Here is a 20,240-nt window from a genome sequence, read left to right as displayed (position 1 = left end):
GTGCCGTTCGGGTGTGGGGAGAGTCGCCGGGCGTGACGTGACGGGCCGGCTCGACCGATCCGGCGGCGGCGATGCGGGCGCTTTCGCGTGTTCTTGCCCGGCGCTTACGCGTACTCGGCGATCAGCGTATCGAGATTGCGCTGCGCGAGCGGTGTGAGCGGCGCGAATTCCGCCGATTGAAACAGCGGGGCCTGCGCGCGCAGGCGTTCAAGCGCCTGCTTGCGACCCTCGCGGAATGCAGCCGACGGCGCATCGGGGTCCTGTGCCCACTCGCATGCGATTGCGCGATCGTATTCGCGCAGTCGATCGGGCGCGGCCGCGAGGATCGCGAGATCCGCGTCGAGAAAAAGCCGGCCGGCACGCTGCACGTCCGGGGCGGACGCGAACGCATCGGGCAGCCGGTGCGATTTCGTCGCGAGTACGAGATCGTGCGCAACGGACACATGCGATGCGTGCGCACGCAACCAGGATGCGCTGCAGTGTGCGTTCGTGACCTGCATGAGCCATTGCGCGCTGTGTGCTTCGTTGTCCGCATGATCCGGCAGTGTCGTTGCGTACACGAAGTCGTGCGCCCATACCGCAAGCTCGATCGCCGGCCACAGCGGTTCCGCGCGATATGGTGCGAGATGCGCGAACAGCTCGGCCAGGTGCGCGAGCGTGTGGTAGTGGCGTTGCGGTTCGCTATACGCGTGCTCGACGAGCGGCCAGACGGCGGCCGTGCCGAAGCAGGTATCGCAGGCGGCGTGCAGCGTGCGGGCGAGGTAGGGGGCGAGGGCGTTCATGAGCGGCGATCGGCTCGGGCTGGCGATGCGCGCAGCATAACAAACGCGGCGGTGAATGCCGTGCTTGCTGCGTATCGATCCGGCGATAGCCGCGACCTTGTCGTCGGCATATCGCGGCGTGGCGGGCGGGGCGGCCGCACCGCATTTCCGATCCGGCGGTGGCCGGACGGTAGCGGCCGGTTCGTCATCGCAACCGGTTGCCCGCGCGCAGCGCGATGCTGAAGATCGCGACGATATTTCCGCCCGGCGCCCCTACACGTCGACGACGCCGCGCCCGAGTTCGATCACGCGCCCGCCGACACCGATCTTGCCGTCTGCACTGACCGACAATCGCAGCAGGCAAGGCCGACCGACGGCTTCGCCTTGCTCGACCTGAAACGCGGCGGGCAGGTCGCGGTTCATCGCAAGCAGCCACCCGCCCAGGTTCGCGCAGGCCGATCCCGTCCCCGGGTCTTCCGACACGCTGCCTTGTTTCACGAAGAAGTAACGCGACACCACCGTGCCCGGCCGCTCGGCATCGAACGCGAATACATACGCGGTCTTGCGGCCGAGGCTGCTGGTCGGCCAGACGCCGATGCCCGCGCTGTCGGGCTGCGCGCGGCGCACGGCGGCGGGGTTTTTCAGCGCGACGAGCAACTGGTCGGCGCCGGTATCGATCCAGACCGGCGGGGCGAGCAGGTCGTCTTCCGTCAGCCCCAGCAGGGCCGCCGTCCGGGCATCGGACAACTCGCAAGCCGCCGTCTTCGGCATGCCGGCATGCGGCGCGGTAAACGTCCACACGTCGCCGTGCGCGCCGACGTCGACCACGCCGGCCTTGAATTCGAGCGCGAGTTCGTTGCCCGCGCCCAGAAGGTCGCGCACGACATGCGCGGTGCCGAGCGTCGGATGGCCGGCAAAGGCCATCTCGTAGCCCGGCGTGAAGATGCGAACCCGCGCATGCGCGCGCTCCGACGGCAGCACGAAGGTCGTTTCGGACAGGTTGAACTGCACGGCGAGCGCCCGCATGGTCGCGTCGTCCATGCCGCGTGCATCCTCGAATACGCAAAGCGGGTTGCCGCCGAACGTCGATTCGGCGAATACGTTCAGCAGGCGGAAGGCATAGGCGGTCATTGGACGCTCGCGTCAGTGTGGTGATTCACGTACCGGGGTGGAGTGCGCGCCGCGCGATGCACTCCGCGCGGGCAGCCGTGCAGGGTCGCATGGGTCAGCTCGCGTTGTCGAGCGGCGCAAGCATCGCCTGCATGTCGGGATGCTTCAGGACTTTCCGGTACTCCGCCGGGCTCATCGCGTCGATCAACACGCGCCCGCTCACGTCGGCCTTGATGTACTCGACCGCGAGCAGCGCAATGACCGGGTTGGTCGTCAAGGTGGCGTGATCGGGCGAATGATCGCCGAATTCCGCCACCACGGCCTCGGTGTTGTCCGCCACGGCGACGGCGAGCCGGCGGCCGGACAGCCTGAGCCGCGCGCTGGCACCGCATTTGGCCATGTCGTAGTGGCGCGGCCCGTTGAGCGTGCGATTGCCGTAAATCGCCACGTGCGTGTCGATGCCGCGTGCCGCGGCGGCCTCGAGCAGCGGCCCGAGGGCGTCGATCTCCTCGTCCCAGACGCCCGCGAAGATCTGGGTTTTCGCATTGACGATGACGCGCGCGAAGGCGCTGGCGATCGCTTCCCGCCCGCTCAGCGACCAGACGAGCCCCGGCTCCTGTTGAACCGGCAGCCGGTCGAGCGCGCCCGCGGCCGTTTCGAGATCCGCATTGAAGCGCTTGCGCAAATCCTCGAGCAACGACCGGTGGGGCACGGCCGCGTAGCGGACGGGCTCGGAGCGGTTGACGAGCACCGCACCGCGCGCCTCCAGGCGACCCAGCGTTTCATAGATCTTCGAAGGCGGCATGCCGGCGCGCCGGCCGACTTCCGCCCCCGTCAGCGCGGCCTGCCCGACGAGGGCCGCGTAGGCCTGCGCTTCGTACTGGGTGAATCCAAGCCGGATCAACGACGTGATCAGCTCCGTGTTTTCGCTCATGTGTATCGGCTCCGGCTCTTGCGCCCACGGCGACTTGCATGGGTCTGCTTGATTAACTACTGGAGTAGTATACAATCGCTCGAACTTACTACCCAAGTAGTAGGCGACGCTTCTCAACCTGACTGGAGAGATCTTCAACATGCGAAAACGGATCAGCACCGGCTCCCCGTGGGAGCCCAAGGTCGGCTACTCGCGCGCGGTGGTCGTCGACAACACCATCTACATTTCGGGGACGGCCGGCAAAGGCGCGGACGTGTACGCGCAGACACGCGATGCGCTGGCGACGATCGACCGGGTGCTGGCGGACAGCGGGTTCTCGTTGTCCGACGTCGTCCAGAGCCGCCTGGTGGTCGCGGACTTCGACAACTGGGAAGCCGCCGCACGCGCGCACGGGGAGATCTACGGCGAAATCCGGCCGGCGTTTTCGCTGGTGCATGCGCTTCCGTTCGTCGATCCGGAGATCCTGGTCGAAGTCGAGGCGATCGCGGTCAGGGCCGCGGCATGACCGACGCCGGCAACCGCGGGCCGCTGTCCCGCACCGCGACGGCCGTGCTTGCGCTGGCGGCCGGCGTGGCGATCGCCAACGGCTATGCGTTGCAGCCGTCGCTGTCGGCGATCGCGAGCGAGTTCGGGGTGGCGGCGTCGCGCATGGCGGCGCTCGCGTCCGTGACGATGCTCGGTTATCTGGTCGGCCTCGCCGTGCTGGTGCCGCTGGTCGACCGCTTCAGCCCGCGCGTGCTCGTCTCGATGCAGATGGGCGCGCTCGCGTTGTTGCTCGCGTGCGCGTCGTTGTCGCCCGGGCCGTTCGTGCTCGACGCCGCGTTTTTCCTGGTGGGCGCGGCAACGACGGTGGCGGCCCAATGCAGCGCCGTCGCCGGAAAACACGCGGATCCGCAACGGCGCGGCGTGGCGATGGGAGCCGTGTCGGCGGGCATTTCCGCGGGAATCCTGCTGAGCCGTTTCGCGGGCGGCGTGTTGTCGCAATGGTGCGGATGGCGCGGCGCGTTGCTCGTGCTGGCCGGATGCGTTGCGCTGGCCGCCGTCGGCGGTGCTCTGCTGTTGCCGGGCGGCCGGCCGGAAGGGCTGCCCGGCCGTGCGAACGCGATCGGTGCGATTCCGCGTTTGCTGCGCGACAGTGCGCCGTTGAGGCGTCGTACCTGCGCCGGCATGCTGTGGTTCTTCGCGTTCAACCTGGTCTGGGTGGGGCTCGCGCTTCGTCTGGCCGAGCCGCCGTATAACCTGGGTGCCGCCGCGATCGGTGCATACAGTCTCGCGGGCGTGCTGGGCCTCGGCGTGACGCGCGTTGCCGGTAAACTCGCCGATCGATTCGGCGATCGCGCGGTCATCCGGGGCGGGCTTGTCGTAGCGGCCGTGTCGACCTTGCTCCTTGCCGTTGCGCTCGGACGTCCCGGATGGCTGGCTGCCGGGCTGGCGTTGTTCGATGCCGGTTGCTTTGCCGCGCAGGTCGCGAACCAGACGCGTGTCGTCGCGATTCAGCCGGCCAGGGCCGGGGCCTTGAGCGCAGCGTACCTGACGCTGTACTACGCGGCCGGTGCCGGCGGTGCCGTCGCGGCCGGGCTGCTCAACGCGCGGGTCGGGTGGGGCGCGATGATGATCGTGGCGGCAGCGGCCATCGCGGCGGCCGGGTGGATCGGTACCGCATCGGCGCGCATCGATGCGCGGAGCGAGCCGACATCCGTCGCCTGAGCGAGGACGCGACGTGCGCGCGAGGTCGAACGGAATCCCGCTTTTTCGTGCATGATCGGTTTCTCCGTTGATCGACGGCGATCGGGTTTCGGCATTCAATCATCCGCAACGGAAGCGGATGTCTTTAAGCCGGAGCAGGCAGTTGCGCACCCGCGCGTGTCGTTTGCGATCGCATGCGAACACCCGTTCATCGGAATGACCACAACGACGCCGTGCCCATGCAACACGTGTCGGGTTCAGTGTCGTGCAGCGTGTGCAGGTGCCGCATGCAGGAGGCAGACATGGAACCAGACAGAGGCGTCGTGAATACCGGCGCCGGGTTGGCAAGCGCGCACGCGGAAGCCGGCTCGCCGCAGGCCGCGCTGGAAGCGATCGTCCGTGGCGTCGAAGGTCACGGCATTCCTGCCGGCACCGACTGGGCGACGGCGAAGCAATTCCTCGCGGACAACGACGGGCAGTGGAAATTCTCGGCGGTGCTGGTCGCGATCGTCGCGCGGCGCGAACCGACGATCCTGTTGACCCGGCGCGCGTCGAATCTCAGCGAATACTCGTCGCACGTGAGCTTTCCGGGCGGACGCCCGGCGGAAGCCGACCGCGATATCGGCGCGACCGCGTTGCGCGAGGCGTTCGAGGAGATCCGTCTCGCGCCCGGCGCGGTCCGCGTGGTCGGCAGCTTGCCGATCCATAAAACCAGGAAGCGCCACCACGCGATCTTTCCCGTGATCGGCATCGTGCCGGAAACGGCGACCTGGGAGGCGGCGCCCGCGGAAGTCGCGGAAATCTTCGAGTTTCCGTTCGCCGCGCTGCTGAATCCGGATCTGCCGCGCCAATACACGGACGGCGAACGCATGGGCGCGTGGTATTGGGCGGAGCAGACGCAGGACATCTGGGGCGTGACGGCCTTCATCCTGAATTCGCTCGCGGGCCTGGCACGCGATGCTACGCACGGCGAGCCGGCGCGTCGCGACTAGTTCATGCGCCGGGCCTGCGTCCGGCAAGGGTGATTCATGGAGATCGCGGAAGCGTTCGGCGACGACGGATTCGACATCCGTCGCCGCTATTTTGCGGCCGTCGCGATTCTGGTCGGCGTATTCATGTCCGCACTCGACAGCGCGATCGCCGCGCTGTCGTTCTTGGCGAGCGTCGCGCGCATCTATCGGCAGCGGGCCTGATGTGGCCGACGACATGCGGCGCGCGGGCCTGGCGCGGTACCCGATTCAATGCGACGACACGAACACCGCATCGTCGAATGCCGCCGGAATGGCGAAGCTCTCGCGCATGCGCTGCGTTTCCTTCGCCGGCGTCAGGCCGAACAGGCGTTTGAATTCGCGGCTGAACTGCGACGGGCTCGTATAACCGACCGCGTAGCCGGCCGCCTCCGCCGTCAGGTCCTCGCGCACCATCAGCAACCGCGCCTGATGCAGGCGTGTCGACTTCAGGTACTGCATCGGCGATACCTGCGTGATTGCCTTGAAGTGGCTGTGAAAGCTCGGCACGCTCATGCCGGCAGCGTCGGCCAGTTGCGGCACGTCGAGCGGCTGCGCGTAATCGGCGTGAATCACGCGCAGCGACCGGCCGATCCGGCCGAACTGCCCGCGCATCGCCAGCGCGCTGCGCATCGCGCTGCCTTGCGCACCGGTGAGCACGCGGAAATACAACTCGCGCAGCAGCGCCGGGCCGAGCACCGCGGCATCGAGCGGCCGGCCCATCGCCTCGACGAAACGCAGCACCGACGCGTGCATCGTTGCATCCATCGGCGTCGACATCATGCTCCTGGGCGCCTGCACGGGCTCCGCGATGCCTTCGCGGTCGATCTGTGCCGCGAGTTCGGCGGCCATCGTGAAATCGAGGTGCAGATACAGCGCGAGCAGCGGGCGCTCGGGCGTGGCGTCGGTTTCCATGCTGAACGGCACGGGCACGGACACCGCCAGGTAGTGATGCTCGTCGTACAGATAGCGCTCGCCGCCGAAGTAGCCGCGCTTGCAGCCCTGGCACACGATCACGATGCCCGGGTCGTACAGCACCGGCGTGCGCGACAGCGCGCGGTTCGAACGCAGGATGCGCACGCTCGGCAGTGCCGTCAGGTTGTAGCCTTCGTCGGGCGCCAGCGCGCGCAGCAGCGTCACCAGGCGCTTTCGGTCGCGCGGCGGCAGCGACAGGGATTGGGCAGAGGCTGGCTCGAGGCTCATAGTTTTGTGCAAGAAAATCAGCGGAATCGGGCTTATTCGACGGAGTTCGTCAGACTAGTATGCACGCTCCAATCGACATTCGGGAGAAGCTCACATGGCATCCGCAAACCTCATGCTCATTACCGGCGTCAGCAGCGGCTTCGGCCGCGCGCTCGCGCAAGAGGCGCTCGCGGCAGGTCACACGGTGGTCGGCACCGTGAGAAGCGCGCAGGCGGCGCAGGCTTTCGAAGCGCTGTCCGCGCGGGCATTCGCGCGGGTGCTCGACGTGACCGATTTCGATCGCATCGACGGTGTCGTGGCCGAAATCGAGGCGAACGTCGGGCCCGTCGACGTGCTGGTGAACAACGCCGGCTACGGGCACGAAGGGATCATGGAAGAAGCGCCGCTCGCGGAGATGCGCCGGCAGTTCGACGTGAACGTATTCGGCGCGGTGGCGATGATGAAGGCGGTCGTCCCGTTCATGCGCGAGCGGCGGCGCGGGCGCATCCTCAACATCACGTCGATGGGCGGCCACATCACGATGCCGGGCATCGCTTACTACTGCGGCAGCAAGTTCGCGCTGGAAGGCATTTCCGAAGCCGCCGGCAAGGAACTCGAGCCGTTCGGCATCGCGGTGACGGCCGTGGCGCCGGGTTCGTTCCGCACCGACTGGGCCGGCCGGTCGATGATGCGCACGCCGCGCTCGATCGCCGATTACGACGCGATCTTCGACCCGATTCGCCAGGCGCGCGAGGAGAAGAGCGGCAAGCAACCGGGTGATCCGGTGAAAGCGGCGCGGGCGATACTCGCCGTCGTTGCGGCACAACATCCGCCGGCCCATCTGCTGCTCGGCAGCGATGCGCTGCGGCTCGTGCGCGGCAAACTCGCGGCGCTGGACGAGGAAATCCGGGCGTGGGAGGCGATGACGGTCTCGACGGATGGTTGAAGGGCGTAAGTCGAGATGTGAGCTGTCAGGCAGTCGGCGTCGGGTCGGGTGTGGGATTGCTTCGTCAGGGGGGATCGGCGCAGAAGCGGTCTTTCGTGCTTCATCACCCAGCGCCTGCGTGTCATCCCGAATCAGCCACCCGGACGCACAATTGGGAGCGCGTGGAGCAAGATCGTTGCCACAGAAAGGCTCTGTCGATGGGCGAATTTTGTCTGCCCCAAAATCTCTGTGATCCATGTACCGGCAGGTCAAATTCAACGGAGCGCTGAATGACGGTCATCGCACAACTTTCGGATATTCATGTCCGGCCTCACGGTGTCCTATATCAAGACGCTGTGGACTCAAATGTCATGTTTTCGGCAGCCGTCGATTCGCTGAACCGCATTCGACCTGAGCCAGACCTGATTGTCATCTCAGGCGACCTTACGGACGAGGGCACCGAAGACGAGTATCAAAAACTTCGCGAATTGCTTGTCGAGTTGAGGCGACCGTTCGTGGTTCTGCCGGGTAATCATGACGACCGTGGCAATTTGCGAGCCGCGTTCTCGGATCACGCGTGGCTTCCGAACGAGGGTGCACTCTCGTTCGCGCTAGACGTGGGCGAACTACGCGTCGTGGCGTTGGACACCTCCGTTCCTGGACTACATCACGGCGAACTGGACGCCGAAACCTTGGCGTGGCTCGACAGTGAACTTACCGAGCATCGCAGTCGAACCGTGGTTATCGTCATGCACCATCCACCGTTCATGACCGGCATTCCTTATCTGGACATCTACGGGTTGCGAAATGCGGATGCATTTGCCAGGGTTCTTGCGCGGCATAGCAATGTAGATCGCATTCTTGCCGGGCACGTCCACCGGTCAATGCAGACGCGTCTTGGGAGCGTTCCGGTACTCACCTGCCCGAGCACGACCACCCAGATTGCGCTGCGCGTTGAAGCGGACGCGCAGCCCGCTTCTTTTCTCGAACCACCTGCATACATGCTCCATCGCTGGACAGGTCGCGGTCAGTCAGCGGTCTCCCACTTGTGTTACGTGGGGCATTTCGAAGGCCCGTTCCCCTTCGCGTAAGCGCCCTCGTCAAGTACACAGCGGTCGATGACGTACGAGGCATTCGCATGCTGTAGGCAGGCGGCGACCGCTTGTTACCACTGATCAGACATCTCGACTTTCGACGCCAAGCTCCGCAACGGGTTGCCTACCGCCGGTCGAGCCGCACCGAGCGCCAACCGGCGACTTCCGGTCAGCATTGGACCTCCGATATCATGGTCAGGATGGGCGACAATCGCCTGCCACCCAAGAACGTGAACTATGCTTTTTCGCTCGCTATTTCGATCGATCGGCTCGAAACAAGCTGCGCAGCAGCGGACCGATTCTATTCATAGAACCGTTGATTGCAAGCGGTTTGCCCATCCGGAATTCCAGATTCAGGTCACCAACGGTGCAATCCCCGATCAGGACATCAGTTGGCTGCTACGCTTCCTTGAGCAGCGTGTCGCCGACGGCGAGCGATTCCGCGCGGGCGAGACCCTGCAGATCGGCTGGATGCTAACGATGCTCGATGGAGGGGCGACAGACACACTGCGCATCACCGAACCCGATATGAAGGAGATTCCGATCAGGTTCATCGATTCCGTCAACAGCACGCTGATGCACCTGCGCAATCAGAAGGACGTGGTCGGAAGCGTCGCCACGGATCTGCAACCTGACTTTCCTTCGCTACGGCAAAGTGCAGTTGTGCACGCCGAATACAAGAGCGCATGTCGTGTACTGCTGACTCGTGATCTCGCTCATGAAACAGACTCTGGTTGGTCGCTCACAGATTTGAATGATGAACTTGGTTTGCAGAATCCCGGGCAATTCATCAGAATTTCGCTCTATCAATTGGGCGTAGATAGACCCGATTTGATCAAATTCTTTGCCTTGCCGCCGGGGCTGCAAGTTGCCGTCAATGATCCGCAGATTCGTGTGATAGGGCCTGACGGCGAGATGCAACCAATACCCGGCTCATTTCTCGAGGCGTTGAATAATCGCCACCTACAACGTCACAGTGAGTGACTGCTTCGGGAAAGGCGCGCTGTCCGCTCCGGGCCGAACTGCGCCGCTCGCGCGTTGTAGTGCGGCCGCCAGCCGCGTTCGACCAGCCGGGATGAAACATCGGCAGGCCGCTTCGATTGATCGAGCGGCCTTTCATCGTCATCTCTTCAATTGGGCTGCGCCGTCGAGAATGCGTGTGCCGCAGCCATCGTATCCAGTGCTTCGCGCAACAGCAGGATTTTGCCGTCGCGTGCCACCAGCCGCCCTGCGTACAACTGGCGATAGATTTTCCCCGTCGATGGAACGAGCGCTTCGACTTCATATTCGGCGAATACCTGCTCAGGCGTTTCGATCAGCAGCCGCACGTTTCGGAACGCAAAATCCGGCACTTTCGCGAGCAGCGAGGCGATGAAGCCTTCGATCGCTTTTGGCCCCTGTGCTCGCCCGTCAATGCCAAGCGACTTCAGATAAGGGAGTTCAAGCACGCCGTCGTCAGCAAACAGTGCGCCGGCCGCGCGTGGGTCACGAATCGATTCGAGGTAAGCGAAAAGCAGTTGTTTGGCGTTGTTCATGATCGGCTCGATAAAGGCGTGAAAGGATGCGATTCATTGCAGACGCGTCTTCAACGCAGTCGCCATCTGCTGCACGGCAGCGCGCGTCGGTGCGTCGGCAGCAAGCACGTTGAGCAGGCCGAAGTCGTGGATCGTGCCTTTGTACCGGGTCGTCGTCACGTCGTTGGCCGCCTGGTCGAGCCGATACCCATATGCCTCGCCTTCGTCGCGCAGCACGTCGAAGTGCGCCGTCTGGATGAGCGCGGGCGGCAAGCCCTTCAATTCGTCGAGCGAGGCGCGCAGCGGCGACGCATAGCGTTCGTTGCGCTCGGCTTCGTCGGTCGTGTACGCATTCCAGAACCACTTCGTCATGTCGCGGCTCAGGAAGTAGCCATTGGCGAAGGCGTCATACGAGGCATTGTCGAATGCGTGGTCGGCCACCGGCCACATGAGGCCCTGGAAGCGGAGTGCCGGGCCGGTGGCGCTGTTCAGCGCGTCGAGGAAGGCAACCGTCGCGGTATCGGGCGTGTTCGGTGAGACTTGCGTGTTCATCGTGATTCTCCTTTGCCTGGTCGAGTGGCTTGCGACGTAATGTCTTGCAGCCGGTGGAAAGGAGAATACGGATCGGACGTTATTGTCGAAATAGAATCGTTTGAAATCCATCATTGCATGAATGCAACGATGGACGCCGGCTGATCAACCGCGCAGGTGGATCATTTCGGCCACCGCCATGTTGGCTCGGAAAGGTGCTCGGCAAAATAATCCGACAGCGCCGCGACTTTCGCGGGCCGCGCGCGCGCCGACGGCGTAACGAAATAAAGACCGCCCTTCGTCAGCGACCAGTCGGTCAGGATCGCCTCGAGGCGGCCATCGGCCAGATATTCGCCCGCGATGAATTCAGGCAACTCGGCGATCGCCAGGCCATCGAGCAGCGTCGGCAGCAGCGCATCGGAATTGGTCACGCGCAGCGGGCCCGTCGGCATCACCGGTTCCTCCTCGCCTCGGTCGTTCGTGAAGCGCCATACAGCGCTACGCGCGCGGTACGCGTACGAGAGACAAGGACGATCCGCCAGTTCGCGCGGATGCGTGGGCCGTCCTTCACGCCTCAGATATTCGGGCGACGCCACCACGAATTGCGTCACTGCGCACAACCGCCGCGCGACCAGGGATGAATCCGGAAGCGCGGCGATACGCAGCGCGGCGTCGAACCCATCGGCGACCAGATCGACCGACGCATCCGACAGATGCAGGTCGATCGACACCTCTGGATAAGCGCGAAAGAAGCCCGGCAGCAGGGGCGCAACCCAGCGCAGCCCGTACGACATCGGCACGGCCAGACGCACCAGCCCGCGTGGCTGCATCGACATTTCGCGCGCCGAGCTTTCCGCTTCCTCGGCCTGTCGATAGATCTCGCCGGCTTTCTCGCTGATTGTCCGGCCGAACTCGGTGAGCGAGAGCTGGCGTGACGTGCGATTGAACAGCCGTGCGCCCAACCGCTCTTCCAGGCGAGCGACACCGCGCGAGACCGTGGCGACCGACACCCCCGTCGCACGCGCGGCAGCCGCAAACGACCCGTGCTCGGCCACCTTCGCGAACATCGCCAGCCCCTCGAAATCAGGTAGTTGAGCCATTTCCCCTCATCATTTCATTTGTGCAACGTTTGATTGCGATTAATTCTATTTCGAAAAGATCGGGCCGTCGATATTCTCCACACATCGCAACACGCAACACCGAACGCAGTGACCCACTTACCAACCGCAAGGAGAATCACCATGGCACGCAAACTCGACAACAAGATCGCACTCGTCACCGGCGCAACCAGCGGTATCGGTCTCGCCACCGCTCAACGCTTCGCGGCGGAAGGCGCTCATGTCTATCTCACGGGCCGCCGCCAGGCCGAACTCGATGCCGCCGTGCAGGGCATTCGCGAAGCCGGCGGCAAGGCGACCGGCGTACGTTCGGATTCCACCAGGCTGGATGAGCTCGACGCGCTGTATGCGCAAATCAAGGAAGAACAGGGGCACGTCGACGTGCTGTTCGTGAACGCCGGCGGCGGCTCGATGCTGCCGCTCGGCAGCATCACCGAAGCGCACTACGACGACACCTTCGACCGAAACGTGAAGGGCGTGCTGTTCACGGTGCAAAAGGCGCTACCGCTGCTTGCCGAGGGCGCATCGGTGATTCTCACCGGCTCGACGGCGGGTAGCGCAGGCACCGCGGCGTTCAGTGTGTATTCGGCTTCGAAAGCGGCGGTGCGTGCCTTTGCACGCAGCTGGATTCTCGACCTCAAGGAGCGCCGCGTCCGTGTGAACACGATCAGCCCGGGCGCGACTCGCACGCCCGGCCTGCTCGACCTCGCCGGTGACGACGCCACGCAACGGCAAGGGCTTGCCGATTACCTGGCTTCCCTGATTCCGATGGGGCGCCTCGGTGAACCGGAAGAGATCGCCGGCGCGGCGCTGTTCCTGGCCTCGGACGACGCGAGCTTCGTGAACGGCATCGAATTGTTCGTCGACGGCGGCCAGCAGCAGATCTGAGCCAGGCTGACCGCGCGGGGTGTGGTGGACGCGGTCTTCGGCGATCGCGATCCACGCCCGGCGCACTCGAATCGAGCATCGTCATGATTGAACATCGGCCATTTCCTTCGCTTGACGCAATCCGGCGCGACGGCGTCGATGTCCGCCAGCATTTCCGCGCGGGCGACGTCGGGCGCACCGACCATACGCCGCTCGGTCCGCTCCATATGTGGAACGACATCGAATTCGCGCAGCAGGCGGGCCTCGGGCTTCGTGCTCACCGCGACGTCGAGATCGTCACGTGGGTACGTTCGGGGGCCATCACGCACGAAGACGATGCGGGCAATCGCGCGCGCCTGGTTGCCAACTGCGTCCACGTGATGAGTGCCGGCACGGCGATCCATCATGCCGAGCGCAACGAGGAAAACATACCCGCGCGGCAGTTCCAGGTCTGGCTCCGTCCGCACATACCTGCCGGTACACCGCGCTGCGCGACGCGCGTCTGTTCGCCCGGATGTCGCGAGGGCCGATTCGTTACGCTGGCGAGCGGCGATCCGGAGGATGTCCGCGCCGGCGCATTGCCCATTCACGCCGACGCACGTTTGCGTATCGCGACGCTGCGCGAAGGCACGGCAATGCAGCACGTTTTGCCGATGCCCGGTTCGGCTTACCTGGTTGCGGATCATGGGCGACTGGACGTAGGGCCGATCAGGCTGGCGCAACGCGATGGCATTGCCGTTCGCAATGAAACGCGGCTCGTGTTGAGGGCGCGAGACGACACCGATGTCGTGATTGTCGAGCTCTTACGCTAGGACAACGGCTCCATCAGGGCGTGCCGTAGCCCCATTCATTGCTGTTTCTGCATTCGGGAAAACGCGCCTGTGAGCGTTGGGTGGCTGTTTTGGGGTGAACTGCAGACGTTGATACCGACGTTGCCTGTGGCGGAGGTCGGCCGAACTGACTCAGCCGATCTGACGCCGTCTGTGTGGCCCATTCCAGCCTTATACAGTTGACGCAGCCCCATCGTTCGCCCTTCGTGGCAGCGCCCATGTTGACCCGATTGCCGACGCTCGCTTGCATCGTGGCGTCATCGTTTAACAATACTGTCCGATAATGGCTCCCGGCCAGAGTGCCATGTTCATCCACGTCACAGGAGCATCGCGATGCCATACGTCACAACGAAGGATCACGTCGAGATTTTCTACAAGGACTGGGGCCCGAAGGACGCGCAGCCCATCATGTTCCACCATGGCTGGCCGCTGTCGAGCGACGACTGGGATGCGCAGATGCTCTTCTTCGTCCAGAAGGGCTACCGCGTGATCGCGCACGACCGGCGCGGCCACGGCCGGTCGGCGCAGGTGTCGGACGGCCACGACATGGATCACTACGCGGCCGATGCGTTCGCGGTCGTCGAAGCGCTCGACCTGCGCAATGCGGTGCATATCGGTCACTCGACCGGCGGCGGCGAAGTGGCACGCTACGTCGCGAAGCACGGCGAGCCGGCCGGCCGCGTCGCGAAGGCGGTGCTGGTCAGCGCGGTGCCGCCGCTGATGCTGAAAACCGATTCGAACCCCGAAGGCTTGCCGCTCGAGGTGTTCGACGGCTTCCGGAAGGCGCTCGCCGACAATCGCGCGCAGTTCTTCCTCGATGTCCCGAGCGGCCCGTTCTACGGGTTCAACCGCGAAGGTGCAACCGTGCATCAGGGCGTCATCCGGAACTGGTGGCGGCAGGGGATGGAAGGCAGCGCCAAAGCGCATTACGAAGGCATCAAGGCGTTTTCGGAAACGGACCAGACCGAAGACCTGAAGTCGATCTCCGTCCCGACGCTCGTGCTGCATGGCGAGGACGACCAGATCGTGCCGATCGCGGATGCCGCGCTGAAGTCGATCAAGCTGCTGAAGAACGGCACGCTGAAAACCTATCCGGGCTATTCGCACGGGATGCTGACGGTCAACGCGGACGTCCTCAACGCCGACCTGCTGGCTTTCGTGCAGGCGTAACGGTGACGCTCGACGCAAGCCCGCTTCGCGGGCTGCGTCGTTTTTGGACGGCTGGCGGCACCCGGTAACCGTGGCCGGTAGCGCCCGTCAGCGCCTGTTGCCCCGTCGCCCAGGCGGCCGCAGGGTTCAGCCCGGCCCGTTGAAGCGGATGCCCGGAAACGTCAGGCGCGGCATCCGGCCTTCCAGGAACGCGAGGAGTTCGCGCACCTGTGCGGCTTTGCCGGAGTCGTCCGGCCAGACGAGGTAGTACGCGTCGCCGGTATTGACGGCCGTCTTGAACGGCAGCACGAGTTGCTTCTCGTCGATTGCCGTCGCGCACAGCGCGAGATCGCCGATCGAGATGCCGTGGCCGGCGATGGCCGCCGCGATGCCTTGTTCGAGCATGTCGAACACCTGCCCGCGCGTGATGTCCACGTCCAGGTCGTGGCCGCTGCCCTTGAGCCAGCGGCGCCAGTCGCGCCGGTCGGGCGACGGGTGGATCAGCTCGCACGCCGCCGGATTCGTGCGTGCGACCGTCGCGGTCGCACGCGAGCACACCGGAATCAGCCATTCGTCGAACAGCTTCACGCACTGCGTGGCCTCGCCGAACTTGCCCGTGCCGAGCAGGATCGCGCAATCGTAAGATTCGCTGAAGAAATCGACGGTGTCGACATCCATCCACACGCTCGCGATCTGCACCTCGAATGCGGGCCGCGTGTCGCGAAAGGCGGCCAGCGCGTCGAGCAGCCAGCGCATCGTGAGCGTGGACGGCGCCTTGAGCCGCAGCACGTCGCGTTGCGACTGGAACAGCATGCAGGCTTCCTCGATCTGCCGGAAGCCGCGCCGCAGGCCCGACGCGAAGATCTGCGCTTCCGCCGTCACGGTCATCCTGGGGCCGCGCCGGACGAACAGTTTCCGGCCGAAGTAGGCCTCGAGCGTCCTGACGTGCTTGCTCACCGCGCTCTGCGTGAGGCTCAGTTCCTCGGCGGCAAGCGTAAACGAGCCGGTGCGCGCGGCGCTTTCGAATGCGCGCAACGCGTAGACAGGGGGGAGCGGTTTGGCCTTCACGGGGCTTGAATATGAATAAAACTCATGTCATTCGACAGGATTTTCCGTTTTTCAGCAGCGGACCGGGCACGCGATACTGCAAAAAACCGTGCAATCCGCCGCGCTGAATCCCGATGATGCCATCGTAGCGCGCACGCGCGTCGATCCATCAAACAACTTTTTGTCATGGCACTCCATTACCCGCTGCTGTTCGCCTATCTCGCCGCGATCGTGCTGCTCATCGCGACGCCCGGCCCCGTCGTCATGCTCGTGGTCGGCACCGTCGCGCGGCGCGGGTTCCGCCAGGGCATGCTGACCGCGGTGGGCGCGAATGCCGCGAGCCTCGTGATGATCGCGGGGGCGATGCTGATGGTGTTCGGCGTCGTGCTCGTCAGCGATCGCCTGCTCACGGGGTTGCACGTGGCGGGTTGCGTCTTCATCGCGGTGCTGGCCGTCCGGACGCTGCTCGGCGAATGGCGCGCCGGCCGTACGCGCGACGCCAACGGTGCCGCGCCAGGCGAACCGGCGTCGCAGGCGTGGCGCTTGCCGGGGGTGGTGCGCGGCTTTCTCGTCGGCATCGCGAACCCGAAGGACCTGCTGTTCTTCGTCGCGTTCTTTCCGCAGTTCGTCGGCATCACGCCGGATTCCCGCGTGAGCCTGGCCATCTTGGCCTTGCTGTGGATCGCGGTCGATTTCACGATCATGACCGGCTACATGGCCGCGATCAACCATCCGCTGATTCACCGCAAGCAACGATGGATCACGGCCTCGTCGGCGGGTGCGCTGCTCGTGATTGCGCTTGCCGGGCTCGGCGGCGCGATCGCGGGCGGTGCGTAAGCCAGCGGACGATCTGCGTGACGTTTCGCTTGTCCTGTTTTTTGTCGAGTTCAATCATGTCCAGCACTGCCCCGACTTTCTCCGAGCACCTCTTTTCCTATGGCACGCTGCAACTCGAACCGGTGCAGCTCGCCACCTTCGGCCGCAGGCTCGACGGTCGCGAGGATGCGATGCCCGGTTACGCGATGATGATGCTGAAGATCGACGATCCGGAGGTGGTCGCGACGAGCGGGAAGACGCATCATCCGGTGGTGGCTTATACCGGCCGACCGGGCGACCGCGTCACGGGCACCGTGTTCGCGATCACGCGCGAGGAACTGCAGCACGCGGACGACTACGAAGTCGACGCGTATCGCCGCGATCGCGTGGTGCTGGAATCGGGCGTCAGCGCGTGGGTGTACGTGGATGCGGGTTCGCCGCGCCGGGAGTGAATCCGGGGCACGGGAACGATCGACGTCGTCGCGTGTTTTCCGCTACCCGTTGCGCAGGAACACGACATAACCGCGGAACCACGGGTTTGCCGCGAGGTAGGGCGGCGCATCCCATGCGCCGCCCTGGATGATGCCGATGCGAAACGGCAATTGCAGCCGCGCGACGCGCGGCAGGTAGTCCGCATAGTCGGGGATCGTGCGGCGGCCCTGGTAGGTCTGCACGACGACTTCGTCGACGATCCCCCTGAGCTGGTTGACCTGGTCGGTATCGATGCGGCTGCTCCAGTCGAGCAGCCCCGTGATGCTCAGCCGGCAATCGGCGGGCAGCGTCTCGCGCAGCGTCCGCAGGAATTCGAGGTAGTCCTGCAGGTGGCGCGTGCGTGCATCGAAGTCGATCTGGATACCGGTGATCGTGCGACCCGACGCGCGCCAGCGTTCGAGTTGCGCGAGCATGATCTGCGTGACGCGCGGCGTCCAGCGCAGCGTATGCGCACGATAGACGAGCCACACGCGCGCATGCGGCGCGGGTGGCAGCGCGACGCCCTGCGCGATCACGCGTACTTGCGACTCGTCGCGCGGCGATGCCTCGATCTGCCCTTGCAGCACGTAGACGGCGCGGGCGCCGCGCACGACCGCCTGCGGCTTCACGCCCGCCCACAGCCAGAACGTGTCGTACTGCGCGGCATCGACGGTGCCGGCCTGCGCGACGCGTCCGGCCAGCAGCAGCGCCATACACGTGACATACGCGACAATCGCGACACGCTTCACGCGGCGCTTACCAGTAGTAGCGGAGTTTCTGCGCCCACAGGCTGCCCGCGTAGCTGGCCTTCAGCGTATCGAACCAGCGCTTGCGCACGTTCTTCGGCACGTCCTTGCCGCCGCATTCGTTGGAGCCTGCCGGCGCATAGCACCTGATCGCGCGGTAGTACGCATACGCGCGGTCGTTCGGGTTCGCCTGTGTATCGGCCATCACCGTCACGTAGCTCGACATCCGCTCGTACGGCTTGCCCGCGAACTGCGACGGCGCCGCGCCGAGCGTCGGCGGCACGCGCGCGGCGGTCGCCGACGACGCGTTGCGCATCCACGGAGGCACCGCATCGCCTTCGAGGTTGGCCGTGAGCGGGTTGACGCGCACGAAATCGGCGAGGCAGTTCAACCCTTTCGCGTCGGCCGGATTCTGCTGGAGCGTCGCCGCGATGTCGCGCGCGGACGGGCACGTGTAGCCGTCTTCGTTTTTCGCGCCGGGCGCGACGAACGGCTTCAACGGATCGGCAGGCGTGCCGGACACCAGCGCGGCGTCGGCGATAAACTCGGCGTAGTGCGAACGCGTGAGTTCCTTGTACAACAGCGTGTACAGCGCGGTGTCGCGCAGCGCGCTGCCGGCCGCGGGGTTTTGTGCCTGCGCGCGCAGCAGGTCCGCATTGGCGGCGCGCCGCAGCAGAACGGCGCGGATCGCGGCGTTCTGCACGGGCGAATCGTCGGCGAACGCATCGTTGACGAGCCCGGCCTGTTCCAGGTTGATCGCGAGCGCGAGTTCCAGCGCCTCGCGCTGGTAGCGGAATTTCGCGAGCGGGATCAGGTCGCGCCACAGCTGGCGCGCCTTGTCGGCCTGGCCGCTATCCTCCAGCGCGAACCCGCGCAGCGCCTGCTGGCTCAGGCCGAAGTAGTCGAGCGGCTCGGCGGGCGCCTGCGGCAGCAACGCGAGCGCGGCGTCCGGCTTGTGCCCGATCTGGACATACCAGGTCGCGAGCAGGTAGTCGTAGAGCGCGGGCGCGTTCGCGAAGCGCGGCTTCTGCGCCTGCAGTTCGTCCAGGGTCAGCGGCTTGCTGCGGCTCGAATCGCTGTTGTCCGACGTGCGCATGCGCAGCAGGTCGACGGTCGCGAGCACGGTCGGCGACTGGATCTGGCGCGCGTCGAATTCCGAGCCGAACAGCAGCTTGCTGTCGAGTTCGTTCGCCAGCTGGATCAGCGGCACGTTCGACGTCGCGGGCGACCAGCGCGCGAGCGCGTGGCCGTACAGGTCGGCCTGCTGCGTGACGTTGCCGCCGAGCCATGCGACCCGCCGCAACAGCCCGTTCGCGGAGGTCGCGTAGCGTCCCTGAGGATAGATCTTCAGGTAGGTGCGAAACACCGTATTCGCGGCGTCGAGCGACACCTTCGTCACGCGGCCGAGCGACGGCGTCGGGTTGTCGTTGTCGAACACGTTGGCCTGCGCGGCGTTCAGCTGCGCGCGCCCGGCCATGTAGAGCCCGGTTTCCTTCAGCCACGGGTTCGCGCTGTGCGACGCGTTCGCGAAGGCCCGGGTCGCGGTGAGGAAATCGGCGCGGTAGAACGCGTTCGTGCCGTCGAGGTACGCGGCGAACTGCTGGCCGAGCGGCGACTTGACCGGCGGTTTCGTCCACGCGGCGCTCGCGCCGCCGGCGTTGCAGGTCTTCTGCGCGATGTCGGCACGGGCCGCGCGCAGGCGTGCGGCTTCGTCGGCGGGGAGGCCGCTGGCACCGCCCAGTGCGTCGTTGAACGCGTCGGCGCCCGAGTTCATGCTGCGGCAGATGCTGCCTTCGCCGTCGGCGTACCGGTTCGACGATGCGTCGCTATCCGCCGCGTTGCCGGCCTTGGCGGTCGCGTCAGGCTCCTTCTGCCCGATGTAGATCCACCCGGAGAAGTCCATCGGAAACGGCACGATGATCTGGTTGATCCGGTCTTTCGCGGGGATCGTCTTCGGGTCCGGAAACGCCTGCGCGACCTTGGCGCTGTCGACCATCATCAGCATCGCGTTGATGCGCGTGTCGTTCGCGGGGCTCAGCATCGGCACGTTGGCGCACGAGTAGGCGGTCTGCCGGAGCGTGGTGGGCGCGTAGCAGCCATCGTCGCCGCTGGCATGGGCAGCCGGAATCCAGAACAGTCCGGCCGCCAGCGCGGCGAACAGGTGTCGGTGCAGAAATGGGTTTCTGGGCATTTTTTTCTTGTGCCGGGTGTGGGGCCGCAGAGGCCGGGTCTCTCAGGTGAGGCGTTTCGCCCCGGCGCGTATCGTACCGCACCCGCGGCCCCGGCCGCGAGCGCGCGCAGGCGGGCCGGCGAAATGGAAGTCCACTCAGTGTGGACGCATCGCCACCTTGAATCCGGACCGCCTGAATTAAGATGCAGCCGGCAGCGACGGACCTTCGACGACAGACGTCGGTCGGCGTCCTCGCTGCCGGACGGGGGCGGTCTGCCGAAG

General features: G+C 65.4%; 22 protein-coding genes. 12 read left to right on the top strand and 10 right to left on the bottom strand.

Annotated elements, in window-relative coordinates:
• Nucleotides 1–104: 104 nt before the first annotated feature.
• The 3 genes from AB3K92_RS04510 to AB3K92_RS04500 form a co-directional block, all read right to left on the bottom strand.
• Nucleotides 105–782, bottom strand: coding sequence for a hypothetical protein (locus AB3K92_RS04510; RefSeq protein WP_369464526.1), 678 nt, complete (start codon nucleotides 780–782; stop codon nucleotides 105–107).
• 252 nt (nucleotides 783–1,034) lie between these two features.
• On the bottom strand, nucleotides 1,035–1,892 hold the full coding sequence (locus AB3K92_RS04505; protein ID WP_369464524.1) for a PhzF family phenazine biosynthesis protein: 858 nt from the start codon (nucleotides 1,890–1,892) through the stop codon (nucleotides 1,035–1,037).
• A 94-nt stretch (nucleotides 1,893–1,986) separates the two neighbouring features.
• A complete protein-coding gene (locus AB3K92_RS04500; protein WP_059555872.1) occupies nucleotides 1,987–2,805 on the bottom strand; it encodes a TrmB family transcriptional regulator in 819 nt (272 codons plus the stop codon).
• A gap of 139 nt (nucleotides 2,806–2,944) precedes the next feature.
• Between AB3K92_RS04500 and AB3K92_RS04495 the strand changes: the two genes are divergently transcribed.
• The 4 genes from AB3K92_RS04495 (at nucleotide 2,945) to AB3K92_RS04480 (ending at nucleotide 5,684) form a co-directional block, all read left to right on the top strand.
• The gene (locus AB3K92_RS04495; protein WP_060088600.1) at nucleotides 2,945–3,310 is read left to right on the top strand and encodes a RidA family protein; all 366 of its coding nucleotides are present in this window, start codon (nucleotides 2,945–2,947) and stop codon (nucleotides 3,308–3,310) included.
• The gene (locus AB3K92_RS04490; RefSeq protein ID WP_369464523.1) at nucleotides 3,307–4,512 is read left to right on the top strand and encodes an MFS transporter; all 1,206 of its coding nucleotides are present in this window, start codon (nucleotides 3,307–3,309) and stop codon (nucleotides 4,510–4,512) included. The genes AB3K92_RS04495 and AB3K92_RS04490 overlap by 4 nt, the downstream gene beginning before the upstream one ends.
• 281 nt (nucleotides 4,513–4,793) lie before the next feature.
• Nucleotides 4,794–5,483, top strand: coding sequence for a CoA pyrophosphatase (locus AB3K92_RS04485; RefSeq protein WP_369464522.1), 690 nt, complete (start codon nucleotides 4,794–4,796; stop codon nucleotides 5,481–5,483).
• Between the two features lie 36 nt (nucleotides 5,484–5,519).
• Entirely contained in the window at nucleotides 5,520–5,684 is a 165-nt protein-coding gene (locus AB3K92_RS04480) for a hypothetical protein (RefSeq protein WP_192499573.1), read from the top strand.
• 45 nt (nucleotides 5,685–5,729) lie between these two features.
• Here the strand turns inward: AB3K92_RS04480 and AB3K92_RS04475 are convergent, their stop codons facing one another.
• The gene (locus AB3K92_RS04475) at nucleotides 5,730–6,701 is read right to left on the bottom strand and encodes an AraC family transcriptional regulator (RefSeq protein WP_059494068.1); all 972 of its coding nucleotides are present in this window, start codon (nucleotides 6,699–6,701) and stop codon (nucleotides 5,730–5,732) included.
• Nucleotides 6,702–6,795: 94 nt separating this feature from the next.
• On the opposite strand from AB3K92_RS04475, the gene AB3K92_RS04470 reads away from it, so the two are divergent.
• The 3 genes from AB3K92_RS04470 (at nucleotide 6,796) to AB3K92_RS04460 (ending at nucleotide 9,683) form a co-directional block, all read left to right on the top strand.
• On the top strand, nucleotides 6,796–7,626 hold the full coding sequence (locus AB3K92_RS04470) for an oxidoreductase (RefSeq protein ID WP_369464520.1): 831 nt from the start codon (nucleotides 6,796–6,798) through the stop codon (nucleotides 7,624–7,626).
• A 269-nt stretch (nucleotides 7,627–7,895) separates the two neighbouring features.
• On the top strand, nucleotides 7,896–8,696 hold the full coding sequence (locus tag AB3K92_RS04465; RefSeq protein WP_369464519.1) for a phosphodiesterase: 801 nt from the start codon (nucleotides 7,896–7,898) through the stop codon (nucleotides 8,694–8,696).
• A 240-nt stretch (nucleotides 8,697–8,936) separates the two neighbouring features.
• Nucleotides 8,937–9,683 carry a hypothetical protein gene (locus AB3K92_RS04460; protein ID WP_060156423.1) on the top strand — a complete coding sequence of 249 codons (747 nt, stop codon included), beginning with the start codon at nucleotides 8,937–8,939 and terminating at the stop codon, nucleotides 9,681–9,683.
• Between the two features lie 146 nt (nucleotides 9,684–9,829).
• Here the strand turns inward: AB3K92_RS04460 and AB3K92_RS04455 are convergent, their stop codons facing one another.
• The 3 genes from AB3K92_RS04455 to AB3K92_RS04445 all read right to left on the bottom strand — a co-directional run bounded on the left by AB3K92_RS04455 (nucleotide 9,830) and on the right by AB3K92_RS04445 (nucleotide 11,844).
• Nucleotides 9,830–10,234: a nuclear transport factor 2 family protein gene (locus AB3K92_RS04455; RefSeq protein ID WP_021157875.1), complete on the bottom strand. Its 405-nt coding sequence runs from the start codon at nucleotides 10,232–10,234 to the stop codon at nucleotides 9,830–9,832.
• Between the two features lie 33 nt (nucleotides 10,235–10,267).
• Nucleotides 10,268–10,765, bottom strand: a complete 498-nt coding sequence (locus tag AB3K92_RS04450) for an alpha/beta hydrolase fold domain-containing protein (RefSeq protein ID WP_369464518.1) — start codon at nucleotides 10,763–10,765, stop codon at nucleotides 10,268–10,270.
• 161 nt (nucleotides 10,766–10,926) lie between these two features.
• On the bottom strand, nucleotides 10,927–11,844 hold the full coding sequence (locus AB3K92_RS04445) for a LysR substrate-binding domain-containing protein (RefSeq protein WP_369464517.1): 918 nt from the start codon (nucleotides 11,842–11,844) through the stop codon (nucleotides 10,927–10,929).
• A 141-nt stretch (nucleotides 11,845–11,985) separates the two neighbouring features.
• Here AB3K92_RS04445 and AB3K92_RS04440 point away from each other — a divergent pair, with 141 nt between their 5' ends.
• From AB3K92_RS04440 to AB3K92_RS04430, 3 genes are all read left to right on the top strand, one after another.
• The gene (locus AB3K92_RS04440; protein WP_369464640.1) at nucleotides 11,986–12,750 is read left to right on the top strand and encodes an SDR family NAD(P)-dependent oxidoreductase; all 765 of its coding nucleotides are present in this window, start codon (nucleotides 11,986–11,988) and stop codon (nucleotides 12,748–12,750) included.
• 83 nt (nucleotides 12,751–12,833) lie between these two features.
• Nucleotides 12,834–13,541: a pirin family protein gene (locus tag AB3K92_RS04435; RefSeq protein WP_369464516.1), complete on the top strand. Its 708-nt coding sequence runs from the start codon at nucleotides 12,834–12,836 to the stop codon at nucleotides 13,539–13,541.
• Between the two features lie 351 nt (nucleotides 13,542–13,892).
• Nucleotides 13,893–14,729, top strand: a complete 837-nt coding sequence (locus AB3K92_RS04430) for an alpha/beta fold hydrolase (protein ID WP_021157880.1) — start codon at nucleotides 13,893–13,895, stop codon at nucleotides 14,727–14,729.
• 126 nt (nucleotides 14,730–14,855) lie between these two features.
• Here the strand turns inward: AB3K92_RS04430 and AB3K92_RS04425 are convergent, their stop codons facing one another.
• A complete protein-coding gene (locus AB3K92_RS04425; protein WP_042973769.1) occupies nucleotides 14,856–15,776 on the bottom strand; it encodes a LysR substrate-binding domain-containing protein in 921 nt (306 codons plus the stop codon).
• Between the two features lie 165 nt (nucleotides 15,777–15,941).
• On the opposite strand from AB3K92_RS04425, the gene AB3K92_RS04420 reads away from it, so the two are divergent.
• On the top strand, nucleotides 15,942–16,592 hold the full coding sequence (locus tag AB3K92_RS04420; RefSeq protein ID WP_192387913.1) for a LysE family translocator: 651 nt from the start codon (nucleotides 15,942–15,944) through the stop codon (nucleotides 16,590–16,592).
• A 56-nt stretch (nucleotides 16,593–16,648) separates the two neighbouring features.
• Nucleotides 16,649–17,023 carry a gamma-glutamylcyclotransferase family protein gene (locus AB3K92_RS04415; protein ID WP_369464515.1) on the top strand — a complete coding sequence of 125 codons (375 nt, stop codon included), beginning with the start codon at nucleotides 16,649–16,651 and terminating at the stop codon, nucleotides 17,021–17,023.
• Between the two features lie 42 nt (nucleotides 17,024–17,065).
• On the opposite strand, the gene AB3K92_RS04410 is transcribed toward AB3K92_RS04415, so the two are convergent.
• The gene (locus tag AB3K92_RS04410) at nucleotides 17,066–17,755 is read right to left on the bottom strand and encodes a DUF3142 domain-containing protein (RefSeq protein WP_369464639.1); all 690 of its coding nucleotides are present in this window, start codon (nucleotides 17,753–17,755) and stop codon (nucleotides 17,066–17,068) included.
• 43 nt (nucleotides 17,756–17,798) lie between these two features.
• Nucleotides 17,799–19,979: a hypothetical protein gene (locus AB3K92_RS04405; RefSeq protein ID WP_369464514.1), complete on the bottom strand. Its 2,181-nt coding sequence runs from the start codon at nucleotides 19,977–19,979 to the stop codon at nucleotides 17,799–17,801.
• Nucleotides 19,980–20,240 lie beyond the last annotated feature (261 nt).

The sequence above is a fragment of the Burkholderia sp. Bmkn7 genome (assembly GCF_041103175.1).
Lineage (GTDB): Bacteria > Pseudomonadota > Gammaproteobacteria > Burkholderiales > Burkholderiaceae > Burkholderia > Burkholderia cepacia.
Note: the sequence above shows the minus strand (reverse complement) of the source record. Positions and strands in the feature narration are given on the sequence as shown.

Bases quoted from the DNA above. Each gene is read 5' to 3' on its own strand.
- AB3K92_RS04420 (WP_192387913.1), top strand. From the start codon at position 15,942: ATGGCACTCCATTACCCGCTGCTGTTCGCCTATCTCGCCGCGATCGTG.
- AB3K92_RS04415 (WP_369464515.1), top strand. From the start codon at position 16,649: ATGTCCAGCACTGCCCCGACTTTCTCCGAGCACCTCTTTTCCTATGGC.
- AB3K92_RS04510 (WP_369464526.1), bottom strand. From the start codon at position 782: ATGAACGCCCTCGCCCCCTACCTCGCCCGCACGCTGCACGCCGCCTGC.
- AB3K92_RS04455 (WP_021157875.1), bottom strand. From the start codon at position 10,234: ATGAACAACGCCAAACAACTGCTTTTCGCTTACCTCGAATCGATTCGT.
- AB3K92_RS04460 (WP_060156423.1), top strand. From the start codon at position 8,937: ATGCTTTTTCGCTCGCTATTTCGATCGATCGGCTCGAAACAAGCTGCG.
- AB3K92_RS04500 (WP_059555872.1), bottom strand. From the start codon at position 2,805: ATGAGCGAAAACACGGAGCTGATCACGTCGTTGATCCGGCTTGGATTC.
- AB3K92_RS04405 (WP_369464514.1), bottom strand. From the start codon at position 19,979: ATGCCCAGAAACCCATTTCTGCACCGACACCTGTTCGCCGCGCTGGCG.
- AB3K92_RS04480 (WP_192499573.1), top strand. From the start codon at position 5,520: ATGGAGATCGCGGAAGCGTTCGGCGACGACGGATTCGACATCCGTCGC.
- AB3K92_RS04445 (WP_369464517.1), bottom strand. From the start codon at position 11,844: ATGGCTCAACTACCTGATTTCGAGGGGCTGGCGATGTTCGCGAAGGTG.
- AB3K92_RS04475 (WP_059494068.1), bottom strand. From the start codon at position 6,701: ATGAGCCTCGAGCCAGCCTCTGCCCAATCCCTGTCGCTGCCGCCGCGC.
- AB3K92_RS04470 (WP_369464520.1), top strand. From the start codon at position 6,796: ATGGCATCCGCAAACCTCATGCTCATTACCGGCGTCAGCAGCGGCTTC.
- AB3K92_RS04435 (WP_369464516.1), top strand. From the start codon at position 12,834: ATGATTGAACATCGGCCATTTCCTTCGCTTGACGCAATCCGGCGCGAC.
- AB3K92_RS04465 (WP_369464519.1), top strand. From the start codon at position 7,896: ATGACGGTCATCGCACAACTTTCGGATATTCATGTCCGGCCTCACGGT.
- AB3K92_RS04505 (WP_369464524.1), bottom strand. From the start codon at position 1,892: ATGACCGCCTATGCCTTCCGCCTGCTGAACGTATTCGCCGAATCGACG.
- AB3K92_RS04440 (WP_369464640.1), top strand. From the start codon at position 11,986: ATGGCACGCAAACTCGACAACAAGATCGCACTCGTCACCGGCGCAACC.
- AB3K92_RS04430 (WP_021157880.1), top strand. From the start codon at position 13,893: ATGCCATACGTCACAACGAAGGATCACGTCGAGATTTTCTACAAGGAC.
- AB3K92_RS04410 (WP_369464639.1), bottom strand. From the start codon at position 17,755: ATGGCGCTGCTGCTGGCCGGACGCGTCGCGCAGGCCGGCACCGTCGAT.
- AB3K92_RS04485 (WP_369464522.1), top strand. From the start codon at position 4,794: ATGGAACCAGACAGAGGCGTCGTGAATACCGGCGCCGGGTTGGCAAGC.
- AB3K92_RS04450 (WP_369464518.1), bottom strand. From the start codon at position 10,765: ATGAACACGCAAGTCTCACCGAACACGCCCGATACCGCGACGGTTGCC.
- AB3K92_RS04490 (WP_369464523.1), top strand. From the start codon at position 3,307: ATGACCGACGCCGGCAACCGCGGGCCGCTGTCCCGCACCGCGACGGCC.
- AB3K92_RS04495 (WP_060088600.1), top strand. From the start codon at position 2,945: ATGCGAAAACGGATCAGCACCGGCTCCCCGTGGGAGCCCAAGGTCGGC.